Annotated in this window: 20 protein-coding genes; 12 read left to right on the forward strand and 8 right to left on the reverse strand. The window is 39.5% G+C overall.

What is annotated here, in order from left to right; genetic code table 11:
* Positions 1-408: 408 nt before the first annotated feature.
* Entirely contained in the window at positions 409-1,983 is a 1,575-nt protein-coding gene (gene pckA, locus HMPREF1551_RS02390) for a phosphoenolpyruvate carboxykinase (ATP) (protein ID WP_021627428.1), read from the forward strand.
* Between the two features lie 68 nt (positions 1,984-2,051).
* Here pckA and HMPREF1551_RS02395 read toward each other — a convergent pair whose 3' ends face one another.
* Positions 2,052-2,414, reverse strand: coding sequence for a DUF488 domain-containing protein (locus HMPREF1551_RS02395; protein WP_021627429.1), 363 nt, complete (start codon positions 2,412-2,414; stop codon positions 2,052-2,054).
* 105 nt (positions 2,415-2,519) lie between these two features.
* Between HMPREF1551_RS02395 and HMPREF1551_RS02400 the strand changes: the two genes are divergently transcribed.
* The 8 genes from HMPREF1551_RS02400 (at position 2,520) to HMPREF1551_RS02440 (ending at position 9,097) form a co-directional block, all read left to right on the forward strand.
* Complete coding sequence (locus HMPREF1551_RS02400; protein WP_021627430.1) at positions 2,520-2,963, forward strand: hypothetical protein; 444 nt, start codon at positions 2,520-2,522, stop codon at positions 2,961-2,963.
* 166 nt (positions 2,964-3,129) lie between these two features.
* Complete coding sequence (gene lepA / locus HMPREF1551_RS02405; protein ID WP_021627431.1) at positions 3,130-4,926, forward strand: translation elongation factor 4; 1,797 nt, start codon at positions 3,130-3,132, stop codon at positions 4,924-4,926.
* Between the two features lie 31 nt (positions 4,927-4,957).
* Positions 4,958-5,824: a phospholipase D-like domain-containing protein gene (locus HMPREF1551_RS02410; RefSeq protein ID WP_021627432.1), complete on the forward strand. Its 867-nt coding sequence runs from the start codon at positions 4,958-4,960 to the stop codon at positions 5,822-5,824.
* 48 nt (positions 5,825-5,872) lie between these two features.
* Positions 5,873-7,036 carry an FRG domain-containing protein gene (locus HMPREF1551_RS13090; RefSeq protein WP_021627433.1) on the forward strand — a complete coding sequence of 388 codons (1,164 nt, stop codon included), beginning with the start codon at positions 5,873-5,875 and terminating at the stop codon, positions 7,034-7,036.
* A gap of 8 nt (positions 7,037-7,044) precedes the next feature.
* A complete protein-coding gene (locus tag HMPREF1551_RS02425) occupies positions 7,045-7,416 on the forward strand; it encodes a DUF6331 family protein (RefSeq protein WP_021627434.1) in 372 nt (123 codons plus the stop codon).
* Positions 7,413-7,796 (forward strand): hypothetical protein, encoded by a 384-nt coding sequence (locus tag HMPREF1551_RS02430; RefSeq protein ID WP_021627435.1) that lies wholly within the window; start codon positions 7,413-7,415, stop codon positions 7,794-7,796. Before HMPREF1551_RS02425 ends, HMPREF1551_RS02430 begins: the two co-directional genes overlap by 4 nt.
* A gap of 2 nt (positions 7,797-7,798) precedes the next feature.
* Positions 7,799-8,323 carry a hypothetical protein gene (locus tag HMPREF1551_RS02435; RefSeq protein ID WP_021627436.1) on the forward strand — a complete coding sequence of 175 codons (525 nt, stop codon included), beginning with the start codon at positions 7,799-7,801 and terminating at the stop codon, positions 8,321-8,323.
* 15 nt (positions 8,324-8,338) lie between these two features.
* Positions 8,339-9,097 carry an NYN domain-containing protein gene (locus tag HMPREF1551_RS02440; protein ID WP_021627437.1) on the forward strand — a complete coding sequence of 253 codons (759 nt, stop codon included), beginning with the start codon at positions 8,339-8,341 and terminating at the stop codon, positions 9,095-9,097.
* Here HMPREF1551_RS02440 and menD read toward each other — a convergent pair.
* From menD to rbfA, 4 genes are all read right to left on the reverse strand, one after another.
* Positions 9,076-10,740, reverse strand: a complete 1,665-nt coding sequence (gene menD / locus HMPREF1551_RS02445) for a 2-succinyl-5-enolpyruvyl-6-hydroxy-3-cyclohexene-1-carboxylic-acid synthase (protein ID WP_021627438.1) — start codon at positions 10,738-10,740, stop codon at positions 9,076-9,078. The two genes, HMPREF1551_RS02440 and menD, sit on opposite strands and share 22 nt — an antisense overlap.
* A gap of 110 nt (positions 10,741-10,850) precedes the next feature.
* Complete coding sequence (locus HMPREF1551_RS02450) at positions 10,851-11,561, reverse strand: DUF4197 domain-containing protein (RefSeq protein WP_021627439.1); 711 nt, start codon at positions 11,559-11,561, stop codon at positions 10,851-10,853.
* 80 nt (positions 11,562-11,641) lie between these two features.
* Complete coding sequence (locus HMPREF1551_RS02455) at positions 11,642-12,853, reverse strand: ABC transporter permease (RefSeq protein ID WP_034544167.1); 1,212 nt, start codon at positions 12,851-12,853, stop codon at positions 11,642-11,644.
* Between the two features lie 4 nt (positions 12,854-12,857).
* On the reverse strand, positions 12,858-13,250 hold the full coding sequence (gene rbfA, locus HMPREF1551_RS02460) for a 30S ribosome-binding factor RbfA (RefSeq protein ID WP_021627442.1): 393 nt from the start codon (positions 13,248-13,250) through the stop codon (positions 12,858-12,860).
* 119 nt (positions 13,251-13,369) lie between these two features.
* Here rbfA and HMPREF1551_RS02465 point away from each other — a divergent pair, with 119 nt between their 5' ends.
* Genes HMPREF1551_RS02465 through HMPREF1551_RS02475 form a run of 3 tightly spaced genes read left to right on the forward strand, consistent with a single transcriptional unit; the run spans position 13,370 to position 16,517 of the window.
* Positions 13,370-14,053 (forward strand): DUF2461 domain-containing protein, encoded by a 684-nt coding sequence (locus tag HMPREF1551_RS02465; protein WP_021627443.1) that lies wholly within the window; start codon positions 13,370-13,372, stop codon positions 14,051-14,053.
* Positions 14,054-14,080: 27 nt separating this feature from the next.
* Positions 14,081-15,394 (forward strand): branched-chain amino acid transport system II carrier protein, encoded by a 1,314-nt coding sequence (brnQ, locus tag HMPREF1551_RS02470; RefSeq protein ID WP_021627444.1) that lies wholly within the window; start codon positions 14,081-14,083, stop codon positions 15,392-15,394.
* The gene (locus tag HMPREF1551_RS02475) at positions 15,378-16,517 is read left to right on the forward strand and encodes an aminotransferase class I/II-fold pyridoxal phosphate-dependent enzyme (RefSeq protein WP_021627445.1); all 1,140 of its coding nucleotides are present in this window, start codon (positions 15,378-15,380) and stop codon (positions 16,515-16,517) included. The genes brnQ and HMPREF1551_RS02475 overlap by 17 nt, the downstream gene beginning before the upstream one ends.
* A gap of 22 nt (positions 16,518-16,539) precedes the next feature.
* On the opposite strand, the gene HMPREF1551_RS02480 is transcribed toward HMPREF1551_RS02475, so the two are convergent.
* The 3 genes from HMPREF1551_RS02480 to HMPREF1551_RS02490 all read right to left on the reverse strand — a co-directional run bounded on the left by HMPREF1551_RS02480 (position 16,540) and on the right by HMPREF1551_RS02490 (position 19,602).
* Positions 16,540-17,589, reverse strand: coding sequence for a CapA family protein (locus HMPREF1551_RS02480; protein ID WP_021627446.1), 1,050 nt, complete (start codon positions 17,587-17,589; stop codon positions 16,540-16,542).
* Positions 17,590-17,669: 80 nt separating this feature from the next.
* Positions 17,670-18,719, reverse strand: a complete 1,050-nt coding sequence (locus HMPREF1551_RS02485) for an NAD(P)/FAD-dependent oxidoreductase (protein ID WP_021627447.1) — start codon at positions 18,717-18,719, stop codon at positions 17,670-17,672.
* A 22-nt stretch (positions 18,720-18,741) separates the two neighbouring features.
* The gene (locus HMPREF1551_RS02490) at positions 18,742-19,602 is read right to left on the reverse strand and encodes a hypothetical protein (protein ID WP_021627448.1); all 861 of its coding nucleotides are present in this window, start codon (positions 19,600-19,602) and stop codon (positions 18,742-18,744) included.
* Positions 19,603-19,677 lie beyond the last annotated feature (75 nt).

A 19,677-nucleotide genomic window follows, 5' to 3' on the forward strand; every position in this document is an offset into this window, starting at 1 on the left:
TGAATAGTGAAAAGTGAAAAATTAATGGTCAATTGTTAATGGTGACCCCTAAAAACTAACCACTAACCACTAACCACTAACCACTAATAACTGACTCTGCAAAATTACAACATTTGAGGGGGTGAAGTCAAGGAAAGCAGGAGGGAGAAGTAAGAATTTGCACAATAAAAAGATTTGTTAAAAATTGTAGAAATAAGGAGTGATAAAAGTTTTAGTTGGCTTAAATTCTTCGACTCTGACCCTCTTTAATTCTATAATCCAATAGCCCTTAACTCACTATGATACTTAACAAAAAAAATATAGGAAAATGCTTTGATATTGCGAAAAAAAGTTGTACCTTTGTCCTACACAAAATCCTTCAAATGGATTGCTTTTTAACTGATTATATTATAATTAAAAGTTTTTTCTATGAGTACAAAAACTCTTTCCATAGACAAATATGGAATCAAAGGCGCTAATGTGCGTTACCAACTTTCCGCAGATGAGTTACATGCAGAAACACTATCTAAGGGATTAGGAAAAGAAGCCTCCTCTGGAGCTTTGGCAGTGAATACAGGAAAATTCACAGGACGTTCTCCTCAAGACCGCTTTATTGTGGAAGATGCTATTACCAAAGACCGTGTATGGTGGGGAAAAATCAACATTCCATTTGCTCCTGAGAAGTTCGATGCTCTTTATGAAAAAGTAGTAGCTTTCTTATCTAACAAAGAAGTGTATGTACATGATGGCTATGTATGTGCGGATCCTAAATATCGCACCAATGTACGTACGATTACAGAGCTTCCTTGGAGTAACCTCTTTGCCAACAATATGTTCCTTCGTATAGAGGACAGCGAACTGGCTGGATTCAAAGAAGATTGGTTGGTGATCAATGCTCCTAGCTTCTTGGCTGATCCAGCAGTAGATGGCACTCGCCAAGGTAACTTCGCTATCTTGAACTTCACTCGTAAGATTGCCCTTATCGGTGGTACAGGATACACCGGAGAGATCAAAAAAGGTATCTTCTCTGCCATGAATTTTGAACTACCTGTATTCCGCAATACAATGCCAATGCACTGTTCTGCTAACGTAGGTAAAGATGGGGATACCGCTATCTTCTTCGGTCTTTCAGGTACTGGTAAAACCACTCTTTCAGCTGACCCTAACCGCCACCTCATCGGTGATGACGAACATGGTTGGACTCCTGAAAACACCGTATTCAACTTCGAAGGGGGTTGCTATGCTAAGGTAATTGACCTTACTGCTGAAAAAGAGCCTGAAATCTTCGGAGCTATCAAAAAAGGAGCGATCCTTGAAAACGTAATTATGGATGATAAGGGTGTGGTGGACTTCTCTCGTACTGATATCACTGAAAACACTCGTGTTTCTTACCCTATTTATCACATTGCCAATATTCAACCAGGCTCTATAGGACATAATCCTAAAAACATCTTCTTCCTTACTTTCGATGCTTACGGCGTATTGCCTCCTATCTCTAAGCTTACTCCTAATCAAGCTGCTTACCAATTCATCTCTGGATATACCTCTAAGGTAGCAGGTACAGAAGTAGGTATCACCACTCCTCAAAAAACATTCTCTGCTTGTTTCGGTGCGGCCTTCATGCCATTGCACCCAGCTGAATATGGAAAAATGTTGGCTGCAAAAATCAAAGAATCAGGAGTAAATGTATGGCTTGTCAATACCGGATACAACGGTAAGATGAAACGTTGCAGCCTCAAAGATACACGTGCCCTTATCACAGCTGCCCTTACAGGAGCGCTCAACCAAGTAGAGTTCAAGGAACTTCCTATCTTCGGATTCCAAGTACCTCAATCTTGCGCTACAGTATCTGACCAAAGCATCCTCAACCCTGAAAATACTTGGGATGACAAAGCACAATTCGCTGCCAAATCTAGAGAATTGGCCGAAGCCTTTGTAGAAAACTTCAAGAAATTCGAAGCTGGTGCTGATGCAGAAGTACTCAAAGGAGCACCTAAATTATAGGAATAATTATGATTTAAGTTTTACAAAAGAAAGAACCTATCGAAATCTTCGGTAGGTTCTCTCCTTATTTACGAAGGCTCTTTGGAAATGGAAGCCTCTATAAATTCTTGAAGAATAGGGAGTTGGCAGTGATTGACGTCCTTGCTTGCGGTAAGGAGCGTAATGACCTCTTTCCCCTGAAGGAGTTGTAGGAAATCAGCAGTATGTGGATTGCCAGAGAGCTCCTCCCAGTAGGAAGTCTTGAAAGTTTCAAAGTCATCACTTGCATGGAAAGCCTTGCGCAGCGTATCGGAGGGGGCTATCTCTTTGTCCCACAGATCCACATCCAAGTTCTCCTTTTTGATACCACGAGGGTAGATTTTATCCACCAAAATACGAAAACCATCCGAATTCTCTTTGGCCTGATAAATACGTTTTAAGTTGATTTTCATAAGTTAAGCTGTTTTAAAACACAAAAGTACTACAATTTTCCCAAAAAAACTACTCCTATATCATTATTTTTTTATACCTTTGCAGCGAATTTAATACAACATCCTATGAAACGTTTGTTCATGTTATTCGTGATGGCTATGGCACCTCTTGCCATGAGTGCACAGGACAATAGCCAACAAGTACAACCAGAGAAAGCTACTACTAAAGCTTGCTGCAAAGACAAAAAAGAAGGAGCTTCATGCCATAAAGAAGGCGCAGAGAAAGTAGCTTGTCACAAAGATGAGAAACCATCTTGCGATGAAAACAACAAAAAATGCTGCAAAGACAGCAAAAATTGTTGTAAAAATAGCAAAGATGAAAAATCTTGCTGCAAGGAAGGTAAAGCCTGCTGCAAAGATGGTAAAGAAGGCAAATCTTGCTGCAAAGACGGCAAAGGTAAAGACGGCAAGTCTTGTGGAAAAGACCAAAGCGGTGTAGCTTCCGACAAAAAAGAAGATTGCAAGAAAGACGGTAAAAAATCTTGCTGTGCTTCCAAAAAAGCCGCTTAATCGTATTTTTTACAAAGGAACAAAGAGCTATCCTATGGGGTAGCTTTTTTCTTTTATAATCCAAAAAAATAATGTATCTTTGCCCCTTGAACAGTTATTAGTTGTTAGTGATTAGTTATTGGATACGAACAACTAACAACTAATGATTAATAACTAAAAGGAACGAATGAAAAATATCCGTAATTTCTGCATCATTGCACATATCGATCACGGCAAGAGTACCTTAGCCGACCGTCTGCTTGACTTTACCCAAACCGTAACCGAACGTGAAAAGCAAGACCAATTGCTTGACAACATGGATTTGGAGCGCGAACGTGGTATTACCATCAAAAGCCACGCCATCCAAATGGAATATGTGTATAAAGGCGAGAAATATATCCTCAACCTTATTGATACCCCAGGCCATGTGGATTTCTCCTATGAGGTGTCCCGCTCTATTGCTGCCTGTGAGGGGGCGCTCCTTATCGTAGATGCTGCTCAAAGTATTCAGGCACAGACCATTTCCAACCTTTACTTGGCCTTGGAAAACAACTTGGAAATCATTCCTGTCCTTAACAAAATAGACCTACCGAGTGCCAACCCAGAGGAGGTGAAAGATGACATCGTAGACCTTCTCGGTTGCTCCCCAGAGGATATTATCCCAGCCAGTGGAAAAACAGGCTTAGGGGTAGAGGCTATTTTGGAGGCCATTATAGAGCGTATCCCTGCCCCTAAGGGTGACCCTAAAGCACCGCTACAAGCGCTTATCTTCGACTCGGTGTACAACTCTTTCCGTGGGGTGGAGACTTACTTCCGAGTGATGAATGGTGAGATACGCAAGGGGCAGAAAATCAAGTTCATGTCCAATGGCAAGACTTACGATGCTGATGAGGTAGGTACCCTCAAGCTCAACCAAGTACCTAAGCCTGTGATCTCTACCGGCGATGTGGGCTACCTTATCACTGGTATCAAGGATGCGCGCGAGGTGAAAGTGGGGGACACCATTACCTCGGCAGTCGATGGCTGTAAGGAGGCTATTGACGGCTTTGAGAACGTGAAACCGATGGTCTTTGCAGGTATTTACCCCGTAGATACGGAAGACTACGAAGAGCTACGCGCCTCTATGGAAAAGCTCCAGCTCAATGATGCTTCGCTTGTCTTTACCCCCGAGAGTTCGGCTGCTTTGGGCTTTGGTTTCCGCTGTGGTTTCTTAGGAATGTTGCATTTGGAAATCGTACAAGAGCGTTTGGAGCGTGAGTTTGGCATGACCGTGATTACTACCGTGCCCAACGTAAGTTATCATGCCTTCACCAAGAAAGAGCCTGAAAAACCTATTATTGTCAATAACCCTTCCGACCTTCCCGATCCTTCCAAAATAGACCGTGTAGAGGAGCCCTATATCAAGGCAAGTATTATCACTAAGGCCGATTTTATCGGTCAGGTCATGTCGCTCTGTATAGAAAAGCGTGGGATCATCACCCACCAGCACTACCTCACCCCTGAGCGTGTAGAGCTGAACTTTGATATGCCCTTGGCCGAAATCGTATTTGACTTCTACGACCGCCTGAAGACCGTCAGCAAGGGGTATGCCTCCTTTGACTATTCGCCTATAGGCATGCGCGCTTCTAATCTGGTAAAGGTAGATATTCTTATCAACTCTCAGTCGGTAGATGCACTTTCGGCCCTTATCCATGCTGATAATGCTTATAACATTGGCAAGAAGATGTGTGAGAAGCTCCGTGAGCTAATCCCACGTCAGCAGTTTGATATCCCGATACAGGCGGCTATTGGGGCTAAAATCATCTCCCGTGAGACTATCAAAGCCTTGCGTAAGGACGTTACTGCCAAATGTTACGGAGGGGACATCTCGCGTAAACGCAAGCTCTTAGAGAAACAGAAAGCCGGTAAGAAACGTATGCGCCAAGTCGGCAACGTAGAGATTCCACAAAGTGCCTTTATGGCGGTGCTCAAGCTGAATGACTGAGGGTTATGTAAACAAATAAATCTAATTTAGTATGAAACATTTAGTTGGAGAAAAATTACAAAAAGCCATATATAATACAATATCTATGGCTGAAAAAGAACTAATAATAGTTTCCCCTTATATTCAATTAAGCAAAGACCTGAAAGAAAAAATTTTTAAGGTACACCCTAATAATTCAAGCCTACATATTATAATAGTATTTGGTAAAAATGAAAATGATATGGAGAAAAGTTTTAAAAAAGAAGATATAGAATTCTTTTTAAAATTCCCTAATATCACTATTGTTTATATTCCAGAATTGCATGGTAAATACTATTATAATGGGAAACAATCAATTTCTACATCAATGAATTTGATAGAGTATTCCTTAAAAAATAATATAGAATTTGGAGTCCTTTCAAAAAGAAATTTCCTTAAAAATATTGTTTATAAAAATAATTTTTTCAATTCTTCTAAAAAGGATATATTGAATATAATAGAAAAGGAAGGGAAAACAATATTTGTAAAAAGACCTAATTATCGTAAAAAATATTTTGGTCTTCTAAAGGATCTTGTAGGATTTACAATTCATTTAAACTTATTTGAAGAAATATGGAATGGAAAGGGTTTAAAAGATTTGAAAAAGATTAATTATACCTCCTTTCCAAAAGAAAATTATGTAAATAAGTCAAATGAGATAGAAATAATAAGCAAAAAGGAAAAAGGGCATTGTATTCGATGTAATACAGAAATACCTTTTAATAAAAATATACCTCTTTGCAAAAGATGTTTTTATCAATGGAATGAATACAAAAATCCAGATTATATAGAGAGCTATTGTCATTGTTGTGGGAAGAAAAAAACAAATATAAGTAAATCCACTCCTCTATGTTATGATTGTATACTAGAAAACATATGATTATAATGTATTAATTTACAATTTTACAATGTTTTTAAATTGAATTTAATGATTATAGAGAATATAGGTGATTTTTTAGAACAATTAAAAAAAATAGAAAGTAAAGAAGGAAATTCTTTATTCTATAGAGGACATTCTAATGAAGCTTATGAATTAGAGCCTTCTATTTATAGAAAGAATGAAAAAAGAGTCTTTCTTTATATAGAGAATGAAGATAAAATCTATAGAGAGACTATTGCTAAAATACCTTATGATTTTAAAGGGAAAAATACCATAGAATCATTAGTACTAATGCAACATTATGGAGTTCCTACACGGATATTAGATTTAACAACCAATCCTTTAGTAGCTCTTTATTTTGCTTGTGTTGGAGATGAAGATAAAGATGGAGAAGTTATAGTTTTTGATATACCTGAAGAAACTACTTGTTATTTTGATAGTGATAAGGTTACTATTTTAGCTAATCTTGCTAAATGTAAGAATAATTTCAGGTACAAGAAAAAAATTTTTTTAGATTTAGAAGAGAATAAAGAAAGAATAAAGAATTTATTTAAAAAGGATATAGAAAAATGCTCTAACACTAATAAGGAAAGTATTATTTCTTTTTTAGAAAGTAAAAGGGATATTATTGCAAAAAAAACAGAACAATTAAAAAAGGAAGATTTAGAAAAGAATGTTGAAACTATAATAGAGAAACTAATTATTGAATATAAGGGAACAAAATTATTAGATTTACCAAATTTATCAGATTTAGATTGTTTATATAATAAATTATTAGTAGAAATTAGTAGTGCATATAACTATAGAGTAAAGGAAGTTATTATTCCTGCTTTAAATAATTACTATTTTTCCAATTTATTACATTATATTAGAGAAGACAAGTCCTATTTCAAACCTATTATAAATCCTAATGATATAAGAAGTGTTTTTGCTATCAAACCAAAATTAGATAATCCTCGTATTGTAAGACAATATGGAGCTTTCTTAATATTTGGTGTTAAAGAAAAAAATAAAGAAATGCCTAAAGTAGAAAACAACTGGATAATAAGAGGAAAAAAGTCTACATCAAAAGAAAGGTTGATAATTAAAAGTTCAAATAAGAAAGATATTAAAGACGAATTAAGCAATTTAGGAATAAACAAAAGCACTTTATTCCCTGAAATAGATAAAGTAGCTGATTATATTAAAGAAAAGTATACTGCTAAAAATTAAACACCCTTATGCCCATCCTTATTGGCAATAACCTATTTATCGAAGAACTCCCAGTAGATTACAATGGGAAGCTGTTAGATCTTGATCCTTATATTGCACTGCTAAATGCTTTTTTTGATAAGTTGGAGGTAGAATGTGTAAGGGAGTGTTGTGGTATTGAGGCGTTTTCGTTTATGCCTGAGGATATCCACAAGGCGCTTGCAGGACTCTCTGCTGAAACTGTGATAACACAACTCAAAGCTATGCAAACTGCTATAGAAGAACAATGGTGGTACAAGACCGTTGGTAGCACTATTCTAAACAATAATTTTGATAGGAAAGTATTTTTACAACTATTGGGGCATATTATAAAAACCATTTCTACAAATCCCTCACTATGAAACAGAAACTCCGAAAGTTAGTTCATAAAGACAAGGAATATTTGTATAGGGTAGATACCGCTTATAATAGGAAAGGGGATCATAACTCACTACTTTCGGTGCATATTTTCTTAAGTGGTGAGAAGAATACGCCCTTGTGTATTGATTTTATCACTTTTGAAGATGAGTTTATGGGGCAACCCCTCAATGGAAATATCAAATTACTCAATAAAACTACACAAACCGAGGATCTCATCAATCTTAATGAACCTAAATATATCCCCAAACTTATAGATTGGGCAGAAATACAAGGTTGGACAGGTACTCAAAAAATAGCTGCCTTAAATGGCTTACTTTTCTTACAGTCATTAGGATATGATATCACTCCCTTGCAAAAATAAGAATGATACAAAGTGCTTTTCCCTCTTATTTGCATAGAGAAGCTACTAAAATAGCAGATTTCCTACAGCAAAATGACCCTAAGGACTTTAGGACTGTAGGGACAGAGGTTGTTTGCCTCAATGGGAAAGCCTTGGAGCTGCCTCAAAGAGTTTATTTTGGGGAATACAATACCCAAAGTCTGACTTTAGTTCAGGAGCAAATGCTTAATTGCTTGTATTTGTGTCATTACAATGGTCATTTAAGAGAACATTATCTAAGGGAATTATTGGCATTAAAAGAAGATTTTGCTTTGCTCTTTATCTCCAAACTTTTTGGGGATTATGTGATAGAAATAGTAAAAGTGCTTCACCACGAACTTCCTAATGATACTCGTGATAAATTAAGGGATTTCTTTCGTGCAAATCCTCTCTACCAAAAGCGTATAGAGAGCCGTATTGCCAGTTATTGGGATCTTTTCTATAGAAATACATACCCCGATTTTAAGAAACATATAGGCTGCCAATTATTTCAAACCATCGTAAAATAAGAAATCTATATAGTTATGGAAACAAAAGAGAAAAATATTGCGATTCTGTTGGATACAGATAATACGCAACTGGAGTATCTCCCTTTGATTATAGAGGAAGTAAGGCAATATGGAAATCCGATTATCAAGTGGGCTTTTGGTGACTGGACAACGCCCCAATTCAGTTCGTGGAATGTGCCTCTGTCCCATCTTACCTTTAGGCTTATACAAAGCCCTACCCATGTGAGGGGTAAGAATACAACAGATATTTCCTTGGTAATCAGTGCGATGGAGCTTCTCTATACCCAGTCTCATATTACGGGCTTTTGCATCGTCTCCAGTGATAGTGATTTTATGCAACTGGCTATGAAACTTATAGAGAATAATAAGTTTGTCATGGGAATAGGTAGAAAACAAACGCCGACTCCCTTTGTCAATGCCTGTCATGTATTCAAATACATAGATGATTTTGCCTACCTTATTCCAAATGTATCTCCTGTAGAGGAACCCAAGCCAGAGGTTGCACCCGCTACTCCTAAAGTAGAGACTCTTAAGCCTGAACCGATTACTAAAAATTCTAAGTTAGATATATTGATACAAGCGGTAGAAAACCAAATGGAAGGTGAACGGGGTGCTCCCTTCAATAGTGTGGTCTGTGAATTAAAAAGATTAAATCCTGACTTTACGCCTAAAAGCTATGGAAAAGAAAACTATGTAAGCATATTCAAATCCTTACCCTCTTATTTTCAACTGATTAAAGGCGAAAATAATTATCATATTAAGTTGGTAAAATAGTCTTTCAATACACCAGCATTTACTTCCTTAGGGGTGAAAATCTCCAAGAGCATAGGCCTTTCCTTTTCCTTAAAAAACACTTCTAAAGCCTTGAGTACCTCCTCTTTACATTGTGCTTGGAGGTAGCTAAGGCCATACATCTTGCAAAGATGTTCAGCAGTAAGGGAATGGGTAGTCTCCTGGAAAGTTTCGAAGAAGGATGTCTCCTTGTCCGTAGGTAAAATCCTGAAAATACCACCTCCTGCATTGTTTATCACTATAATTTTAAAGTTTTTGGGTATGTAATTACACCATAAGGCATTGCTATTATAGAAAAAGCTTAAGTCCCCTGTAATAAGTAAGGTGGGCAATGGGCTTAGTACACTGGCTCCAATGGCTGTAGAAGTACTGCCATCGATTCCACTAGTACCGCGATTGCAATACACCTGCCAATCTGCTTTGCTATAAAAGAGTTGAGCATAGCGAATGGGCGCACTATTGCTGATTTGGATATGGTAAGCAGTAGGAATATGTTCAAAAATAGCCTTATAAGAGGCCATATCCGAGAAAGGAATAGTATCTAAGAACATTTCCCTTTTTTGAAGCGTTTTTCTATAGAGAGACAGCCAAGTATCTTTGTAGGAAGAAGCCACAGGTGATAGCTTGGGGGCAATAGCCTCTAAAAAAGTATTGATATTGGTCTTAAAATGATGGGTAAGGACAAAAAAAGTGTCATAGCCTACCTGTTCATCTATACAATAGTGGGCTTTGGGTGGGTATTTACGAAGAAACTCCTTTATCTTCTTGGATACCACCATACCTCCGACGGAGATTAGAATATCGGGGCGTAGGAGTTCCTGTAGATTTTCCTTTTCAATAGGGGTGAGAAAGGTGTCAATCATGCCGATAAAAGAATCAGCTACTACATTGGCGGTGTTCTCGGTAAGTACTAAAATAGAAGGATCTTTCTCAAGCCAAGCAATCCATTTTTGTTCAATAGCACCAGGGGGCAATACTCCTATGAGTACCATTTTCTTAGGATAGCTTCCTTCGTTGATAAATTGAAGAAGCTTGTCAGGATCAAGAGCTGGTTGTTTGCTGACTTTCGGCTCGTTATGGAAACGGACAGTTGGCGCGGGGAGTGTCTGATACAGCGGTTCCTCAAAAGGGGCATTGATATGTACAGGCAAGCGCTGTAAGGCTGCTGTATTGAGCGCCTCATTAAGCAAATACGCATTGTATGAGAGTGCCTTATCCTCCTCGGAAAGGTTGGCATTATAACCAGTATGCAAGGCGAGTGCATGCCGCTGATGGATCGTCTGTCCGTCGCCTATATCAATCTTGGAAGCAGGGCGATCGGCACTAATGACCACTAAGGGGATATGACTATAATACGCCTCACTGACCGCAGGATAATAGTTCAGTAAGGCTGATCCAGAGGTGCAGACCACTACAACCGGCGCTCTAAGCTGCTGGGCTAAGCCAAGGGCAAAAAAGGCCGCACAACGCTCATCTACGATACTATAAGCAGTGAAAAAAGGATCACTGGCAAAGCCAATGGTTAGCGGTGCATTACGCGAACCAGGAGAAAGGACGATATGCTGGATACCCTTTGCCTTGCAGGCAAGAAGTATTTGTTGGGCTAAAGGAATTTGAGGAAACAAAGCAAATAATCAATGATTAATAATCAATAATTAATGATCAATGATTAATGATCAACATTTTCATCTAAAAAATATTAATCATTAATCATTGTAGGCATTAATCATTATATTTATTGTTTAGCGAAAACTTTCTGTAAGAGCGGGGTTGTTCTTGAACCGATATTGGTACGGATATCTTCTTCTTTTTGAGCTATTTGGGTAAAAAGTCCATCTATAGCCTTTTCAGTCACATAGCCAGTGAGGTCAGGGTTTACTTTGGTCACTAAGGGGACTGCGTTATACTTTCCGATGATATTTGACCATACTTTATCGGCTCCTACCTTACCCAAAGAACTTTGTATTTTAGGAGAAAAAGCCTCTACTAAGGATTGGGTAGTTGTTTTCTTTAGATATTGGGTAGCTGCATCTTTACCACCGGTGAGAATAGCTGTAGCATCTGAGAAAGAAAGGTTCTTTACGGCATTGATAAAGATGGGTTTGGCTTCGGTTACTGCATCTTCGGCCGCACGATTAAGTAATTTTACCCCTTCATCAGCAAGGCTTCCTAAGCCAATACTTCTTAGCGTATTATCTACTTTTTGGAGCGGTTCAGGGAAAAGGATTTTAACTAATGAATTGCCATAATAGCCATCTTTTTGGCTGAGTAGATCCACTCCTTGGGCAATCCCCAATTCTAAGGCCTGTTTGAGTCCATTGGAAATATCCAAAGAAGACAAGGCACTGTTTCCACTGCTCTGTTGGGTATTGTTCATAATAGTTTGCAAATCAGCACAACTACTTAAGCAAAAGATACTGCTTACTAATAAAACGATTTTCTTCATTTCTAATCTATTAAATTATTTAAAAATTTCAACTTTTGAATAGGGTGTTAAGTCTCTGATAAGTAACAATTAACCTTTGATTATAGACCTTTAATTTTAGTTCTACTGGCTCCTATGGCAGAGGCTCCAATTCCTAATATAAGGATGGTAAAGAAGACCACCACAATTTCCGGAAGGCGAATATCCATAGGATAGGCGATAGGAACAGAGGCATTAGGATTGATATATAGCATGGGATAGATCTTCTGTAGCCAAGCGATACCAAGGCCTAAGGCAACTCCTCCAACGGCTCCCAAAAGGGTCACAATGGTACCTTGTAGGAAGAAAATACTGCGCAGCTGCTTCTGGGTCATGCCCAAGGCAAAAAGCGTATATAGGTTCTTTCGCTTGTCCAAAATCATCATGATAATGGCTCCTACCAAGTTGAACAAAGCTACGATAAGCACCAAGGTAAAGATCAGATAAGTTGCTAAGTTCTCTGTTTGGAACATCTTATAAAGGTCTTCATTGAGTTCCATACGGTCTTTTACCACAAAAGAGTTTCCTAAGAGCGCTTGGAGCTGTTCCTTCGCTTTTTTGGTGGAAATCCCCTTGGATAGTTTGAGTTCAATAGCAGAGACCTCATTCTCTGATAGGCCGTTAAGGCGTTGTGCTAAGGGCAAGGTAGCGAAGACATATTTACTATCTAAATCTTCAGTTACCTGGTAATAGTCAGAGAGTAAGACCGTTTCTTCCCTATAAGGGGTTGTTGTGTTAGTAATACTACCCTTGCCAGCTTTAGGTACAATAATCTGTAGGGGAGTGGTGCTGGTGAAAAGTCCTAAGTTCAGTGTCTCGGCGATGCTATTGCCCACCACCACATAATCTTCCGAAAGGAGCCAATCCTTGGGGCTGATCACCAAGATACTATCTACGGCATTTACCTTAGGATATTGCTCATCTACTCCCTTGATATAGGCGATATAGTTCTTCCCTCGACTATTGAGGAAAACCCGCTCTTCCAATACTTTGCTATAGTGAGCCACTGTAGGATCCTGATCGAGTAGCTGCTGTAGCTCAGGGGTGAGTACAAACGTTTTTCCAATCTTGGGGAATATCTTCAGGTCAGGGTCAAAGAAGTTGGAAAAGGACATGCTAAAAGTTCTCAAGCCCGAAAAGCCCGCTAAGACAATCATCAAAGAGGCGCCACCTATGATTAGGACAAAGATGGACATGCGATTGATGATATTGATGACATTCTGTGAGCTTTTGGAGCGTACATAACGCCAGGCTATGAAGAGAATAGCTTTCAACAGACTAAGATTTTTTGCGTTTGATCAGCAATTCAGGGTTTTCAATAGGGTTTTCTTCTCCCTTGAGAGAATGTTCTATCTGGGAGAGGTATTCCAAGGAGTCATCTAAGAAAAAGCTAAGGTCAGGCATTTTTCTAAGCTGGTAGCGCACTCGCTGTGCTACCTCATGCTTTATCTGAGCCGTGTTGGACTGTATAGCCGAGAGGATTTCCTTGCCTTGTTCGCTGGGGAATACGCTGATATATACCTTTGCTTGGGTGAGATCTACAGTAATAGAGACCTTAGTTACAGATATAATAAGATTGGTCAGGCCACCAGACTGGACGGCTCTGCCTAAGATATCCCCTAAATCTTCTTGCAAGAGGCCTGCTATTTTTTTCTGACGATTGGTTTCCATAGGGTAAATTTATAAACGTTGCAAAGGTAGAAATATTTTTTCAAATAATGGTAGGTTTATATTTAAAAAATTGTATCTTTGCACTTTCATAAGTAAATTGATTTATACGCTCAATAATAATGACTAAATTAACCAAATTAACAGACAATATATTTTCTTTCCTCTCTGTATTAGCAGTAAATAATAATCGAGAATGGTTTGCTGCTAATAAAAAGGACTATGAAGTGGCTAAGGGAGAGGCAAGTCGCTTTTTTCAAGAAGTATACGAACGTATCAAAGAAAAAGATCACTTAGGAGCTATCAAGATATATCGTATCTATAATGATTTGCGTTTTGCAAAGGATAAGCCCCCTTATAAGACCCATTTTGGGCTTTATTTTCCTCGCCTACAACCCCATTATCGCGGGGGGTATTACTTACACTTGAGTCCTGAGGGAAGTTTTGCAGGAGGCGGTTTTTTTAATCCTGAAGCCAAAGATCTCTTACGCATTCGCCAAGAGATAGCCGCTGAGGGAGCTGTTTTTTCTCAGATAATGAGTTCGGCTCCTATAAAAAAATATTTTGGAGGCCAACTCTTTGGGGAAGCGGTAAAGACAGCTCCTAAGGGATTCAGTAAGGATGATCCGATGATCGAATACCTACGCAAGAAGCAATTTTTGCTTAAGCGAGATTTTCCGATCTCGGCAGTATTGGAGGCAGATTTCTTAGAGGAAGTGGTAGCCACTTTTTTAGCTATGCGCCCCTTTTATGACTTTATGACAGGAGCTTTGACCACCGATCTCAATGGAGAACCCCTATATTAAGAGTACTAATTTTTAAATCTTTATAGAATGAAAATCACACTTTCACGTATTATTGTAACATCCTTTGCGATGTTTTCCATCTTCTTTGGAGCTGGAAATTTTATACTACCTCCTCTCTTGGGTAAGGAAGCAGGAACGCATTGGCTCATCGTCTCTATAGCTTTCTGTCTTTCAGCGGTGTTAATTCCTATTTTAGGAATTGTAGTACAAGCACGCCTACAGGGGTCTGTATTGGATTTTGGCAAGAAGGTCAGCCCTATAGTAGCGGTTATTTTAGGGTGCTTGCTCTATGGCATGTGTTTGGCTTTTCCAATGCCTCGTACCGCTTCGGTAAGTTATGAGATGATTACCTCTACCTTTGCCCCTAATTTGCCAGATTGGGCGATGTATGTTTTCTATGTAGTCTATTTTCTATTGGTAGGTTATTTATGTTTTCAGCGCAATAAGATACTGGACGTGTTAGGAAAATATCTTACTCCCCTTATGGTAGGGATTATTCTTTTGCTCATTATAGTTGCTATATTTAACCAAGGAGATGTGGTAGCCTCATCGTTTGAAAATCCTATCTCAAAAGGACTTTTGGAGGGATACCAAACCTATGATGCGATGTCCTCAATCATTATAGGAGGGGTGATTGTAGCTTCCTTGGCCATGGATAATTCTTTTGATAAGACACAAGTCAAGAAGCTTACCATCTATGCAGGTATAGGCAGTGGTATTTTGCTCTCTATCACCTATGCCGGCTTTATCTATACAGGAGCTTCTCAAGGAGGTTATTTTCCTGAAATAACCCAACGTGTTCCTCTTTTGGCGGCCATAACCAGACATGTATTAGGAGGCTTTGGGGGAGTATTACTTAGTATAGCTGTAAGTATCTCCTGCTTTACCACAGCAGTGGGTATCATCACCGGAGGAGCTGAATTTTTTAAAGATTTGGTTAAAGGCAATGAACGTACCTATAAAACATTTGTAACCATTCTTTGTATCTATTGCCTTATAGTAGCACCTTTTGGAGTAGATTTTATCATCAAGATAGCCTATCCTGTGTTGGTACTTTTCTATTCAACCGTGATTGCTTTGGTATTTTTGCACTTACTTCCGGCCAAATTGGCTTCCAAAAATGTATTCAAGGCAGTTGCAGCAGTTACTTTTATCACTACGATACCTCTTTTCTTAGAAGAATTGGGATATAAATTCTTTGAAGTACCTTTGCCCTTGCACCAATATGGACTTTCATGGGTATGTCCTGCCCTTTGGGCATGGGTAACGACCTTGTTAATAGAAAAATTCATTATAAAACCATCTATACTTACAAAAGATAAAAGTGAATCCCATTCCTAATCCCTTACTAAAGGCGCTTGAAGAGCGAAAAGCAGCCCATACGCTCCGTCAGTTATCGATGGAGCGTTATGCTATTGATTTCTATTCTAATGACTATATAGGGTTGGCTAAAAATACAACGGTGCGCACTAAGGCACAAGCTATACTGGAACAGTATTCCCCACAGAATGGCAGTACCGGTTCCCGTTTGCTATCGGGTAATTATCCTTTGATTAGAGAGGCTGAAACCTATTTGGCGAGCTTCCATGCTGGCGAAAGAGGACTTATCTTCAATTCAGGTTATGATGCCAATGTGGGAATCTTCTCAGCGATTCCTCAAAGGGGAGATGTGGTACTCTATGACCAATATATACATGCCTCTATCCGAGATGGATTGCAACTCAATAGGGCACAGCACTTTAAGTTCAAACATAATTCCTTAGAAGATTTGCAGGCAAAACTAAAGCGGTTTTCTCCCTCTGCCACTACCCTTTATATAGCTACAGAAGCCGTTTTTTCTATGGATGGAGATACCCCCGACCTGCCTGCTATGGTAGCCCTTGCCCAGCAATATGGAGCTTATATCATTATAGACGAAGCCCATTCGGTGGGGGTATTTGGGGAAAAAGGCGCAGGACTTTGTCAAGCCTTAGGGATAGCGCAGGACATCTTCTTACGCTTAATTACCTTTGGCAAAGGGATAGGAGCCCATGGAGCGATTGTGCTTGCACAAGCGGAAGTGATAGATTATTTGGTCAATTTTGCTCGTTCGTTCATCTATACTACTGCTGCGGCTCCAGAGAGTATAGCGACTCTTATGGCCTCCTATGTGCTCTTACCGGAACTTAAGGAGCGAGGCTATCTGCATGAGAATATTGCTTTTTTTCGAGAGAAAGCCAAGGTATTATCTCAAGAAAAAGGACTTCACTTTATAGATTCAACCTCTGCGATACAAGGGCTTATTATCCCAGATAGCCAAAGAGTCAAGGAAATGGCCGCACGGCTACAGCAGAGGGGAATGGGGGTAAAACCCATCCTATCGCCTACGGTACCTAAGGGAGAGGAACGCCTGAGGATATGTCTGCATAGTTATAATACCAAGGAGGAAATAGAACTCCTATTTCAAGTGATTAGCGAAGCGTGATAAGCTTCACTAATCACTTTTTTTATTCACTTAACCATATGTGATTATCTTTGAAAACCAAAGGAGTTTCAGGGAAATCCGTCTTGGTGAGGCGCTTTATCTCCTCAAAGACCTTATGGTTGGGATCTAATTCTAAGCCATTGGCTTTGCTCTGTTGGGTAGAAATCACTTTGGCATAGAGGAAATTACCTTTACCGTCGAGCTTGATATCCAATAAGGGTGCCATTCCATTAGGCCCATTGAGATTGAAGGTGCCATAGGTATTGAAATTTCCCATACTATAGGCGATAAACTTTTTCTTATAGACCTCCACAGCACGAGTTACATGAGGGCCATGTCCTAAGACAATATCGGCACCTGCATCTATAACAGCATGGGCAAATTTATATACATTTCCACGATTTTCGCCGAAGAAGAATTCGTTTTGACGAGGAACATGGGTATACTTGGCTCCCTCAGCTCCTGCGTGAAAGGATACAATTACAATATCGGCTTTAGCACGTAACTGTTTAACTAAGTCAATAGCCTGATCTAAATCGTTCACGGATAGCATGTTACTATTGGGTGAAAAGGCACAAAAGCCATACTTGATACCCTCCTTTTCGAAGACTACCGACTTATTTTCGACAGGGCCAGCATGATAGATCCCTACCTCACTGAGTATGCGGGCAGTATTGCGCCTTCCTTTTTCACCAAAATCATTAGCATGGTTGTTGGCCGTACTCATAAGGTTGAAGCCCGTATCCTTGAGGATTTTTCCATAGCGGTCAGGCATACGGAAAGCATAGCAGGTACCCTCTTTGGAGTTTCGACACTTTTCTGAATTACCAGAATCTAAGATAGCTCCTTCTAAGTTTCCAAAAACAATATCCCCTTTTAGATAAGGCTTGACAGCCTTAAAGCTTCCTTTGGCATCGTCCTTGGGAAGATTTCCAGCAGGAAAGCCCGAACCGATCATTACATCGCCTACAGCTACTATGGAGAGGGTGTCTTTGGAAGGAGTAGCCTGTCCATAAATAAAACTACTGAAAACGAATGAGATACTCGTTAGAAAAATATATGATATCTTCATAAATTATAATTCTTTGTTTTCATGCAAAAAGAGGTAAATTTATCCGATTTACCTCTTATAGTGTGAATAATAGTCTGTTTTTACAGGAAAAATCGTTCATGACGAGAGATATTCATTTCCTTGTCTATTGTTTTTCCATTTTCTATAAAATCGTAGAGCGCGGTAGCCGTATAGGGGGCTAAAAGAGCTCCGTGAGTTCCCAAACCATTGAGAATGAATAGATTATTGTATTTAGGATGGGAGCCTACTAAGGGACGACGATCCTTTACAGTAGGGCGGATACCTGCCATTTGTCCTGTGATACGATAGGGGCAACTGATGAGTCGCTCGAGCTTCTCTATAAGCGCCTGCCTACCATGAGAAGTAGGGGAGGGGTCTTTGTCATCATTGTCATAGGTGGTACCTATCTTGAAAGTATTCCCTCCTAAAGGAGCAATAAAGCCATCGGACTTGAGTACCCCGTCCAGCTGTAGGTCATCAGCCTCAAAACTAAGGAGTTCTCCCTTGCTTCCTACCATAGGAAGGTAATTGAAGAAAGGATTGTGCACCATGCCATAGCCCTCGCAGAAGACAATTCGCTTGGCTGAGATTCCCTTATAACAAACGCTATCTTCCTTTATCTCCAAGGCATTATAATCCAATTTTTCTTGGAAATATACGCCTTCTTTCTGTAGTTTTTCTTGATAAGCAGGAATAAGTACCCTGGTATTGATAAGCCCTGTATGTAGCACTTCACCTACTCCAAAAGGCGTATCCACATAAGGAGAAAGCCCACTGAGCACCTCTGTGGAGAGATATTGGGATAGGATAGGCTTATCGGAGGCTACAAACCAGTTGTTCTTCTCCTCAATAGAGGTAAACTTTCGGAATACCCGTAACTTATAGATGAAAGAGGTGGCTAACTTACGCTCTATTTCTGAGAAGAAGGTAGGAAGTAGTGACATCTGTTCTTCCACTCGCCATACAGGGGTAAAACGCTTGAGAATAATGGGGTTGAACATAGCACCCGCCACCGTAGTCACAGGGGAAGGATCCTCACTGAAGACCACGAAGGACTTTTGGTGCTTCTCCAACAGATACACCAAGCTACAGCCAGCAAATCCAAAACCGACCAAAATATAATCTTTCATTATTTGATTTTGGGCTATGGGTTTATTTTTTATTTTTATGTAATAGATGATACTCTACTAAGCCATCAATAGGCTTGCGGATAACCTTACCTACTTTTAGTTTGTTTTCAGCAAATACTTCTTTTACCAAATCCTGCAGGTAGAAAGCGATACTACCTACAAAGTTGATAGGCACCTCATTGCGGGCTTCGTATTGTACCACCCAGTGATCGATGAAGAGCTGTACACCTTCTCGGATGATGCGCTGGCAATAAGCATCATTTTTATTTTCCACCAAAAAGCGAGCAAAAGTAGCTAGGTAACTATTAGGGTTAGGCAATTTGTACAAGTGAGACTTAATCACATCCGAGTTAAGCTCGTATTCGTGTTCGAACTTATTTCTTAGATGTTCCGGCATGATTTTGAAGTAGTAATCCACAATAAGTCTTTTCCCGAAGAAGTTTCCACTACATTCGTCCATGAGGGAATACCCTAAGGAATCCACGGCTTGGTGTAGCTTTTTTCCATCCCAATAGGAGCAGTTAGCCCCTGTACCGAGAATACCTACAATGGCTTTTTCGCCATCGGCGGTAGTGGCATGTACGGCAGCATAAGTATCTTCTTTTACCACAATAGTAGCATTGGTGAAGAAACGTTGTAAGATTGCCTGAAGGAATACTCTAAGTCGTTCTGTTCCACATCCAGCTCCGTAGAAATATACGTGTCGGGCACGTTTGCGGTTATCGTTGAGTTGTTCGTTGGTTGTAAGTCGTTCCATGGCGATTTCCTCGGTAAGGACTTCAGGATTAAGGCCAAGGGTCTGGGTGCCGAATTCTTTCATTCCTTTTTCGTTCAGAGCAGTCCAGTCGGCTTTGGTTGCTCCACTATCTACTATAAAAATCATAATTTTTGAGGTATTAGGTGAACATATTTGAAAAAAAGACGTATGTTTTAGAAATCACACGTCTTTTTTTTCATC

Source organism: Capnocytophaga sp. oral taxon 863 str. F0517 (assembly GCF_000466425.1).
In the GTDB taxonomy this organism is placed as follows: Bacteria; Bacteroidota; Bacteroidia; order Flavobacteriales; family Flavobacteriaceae; genus Capnocytophaga.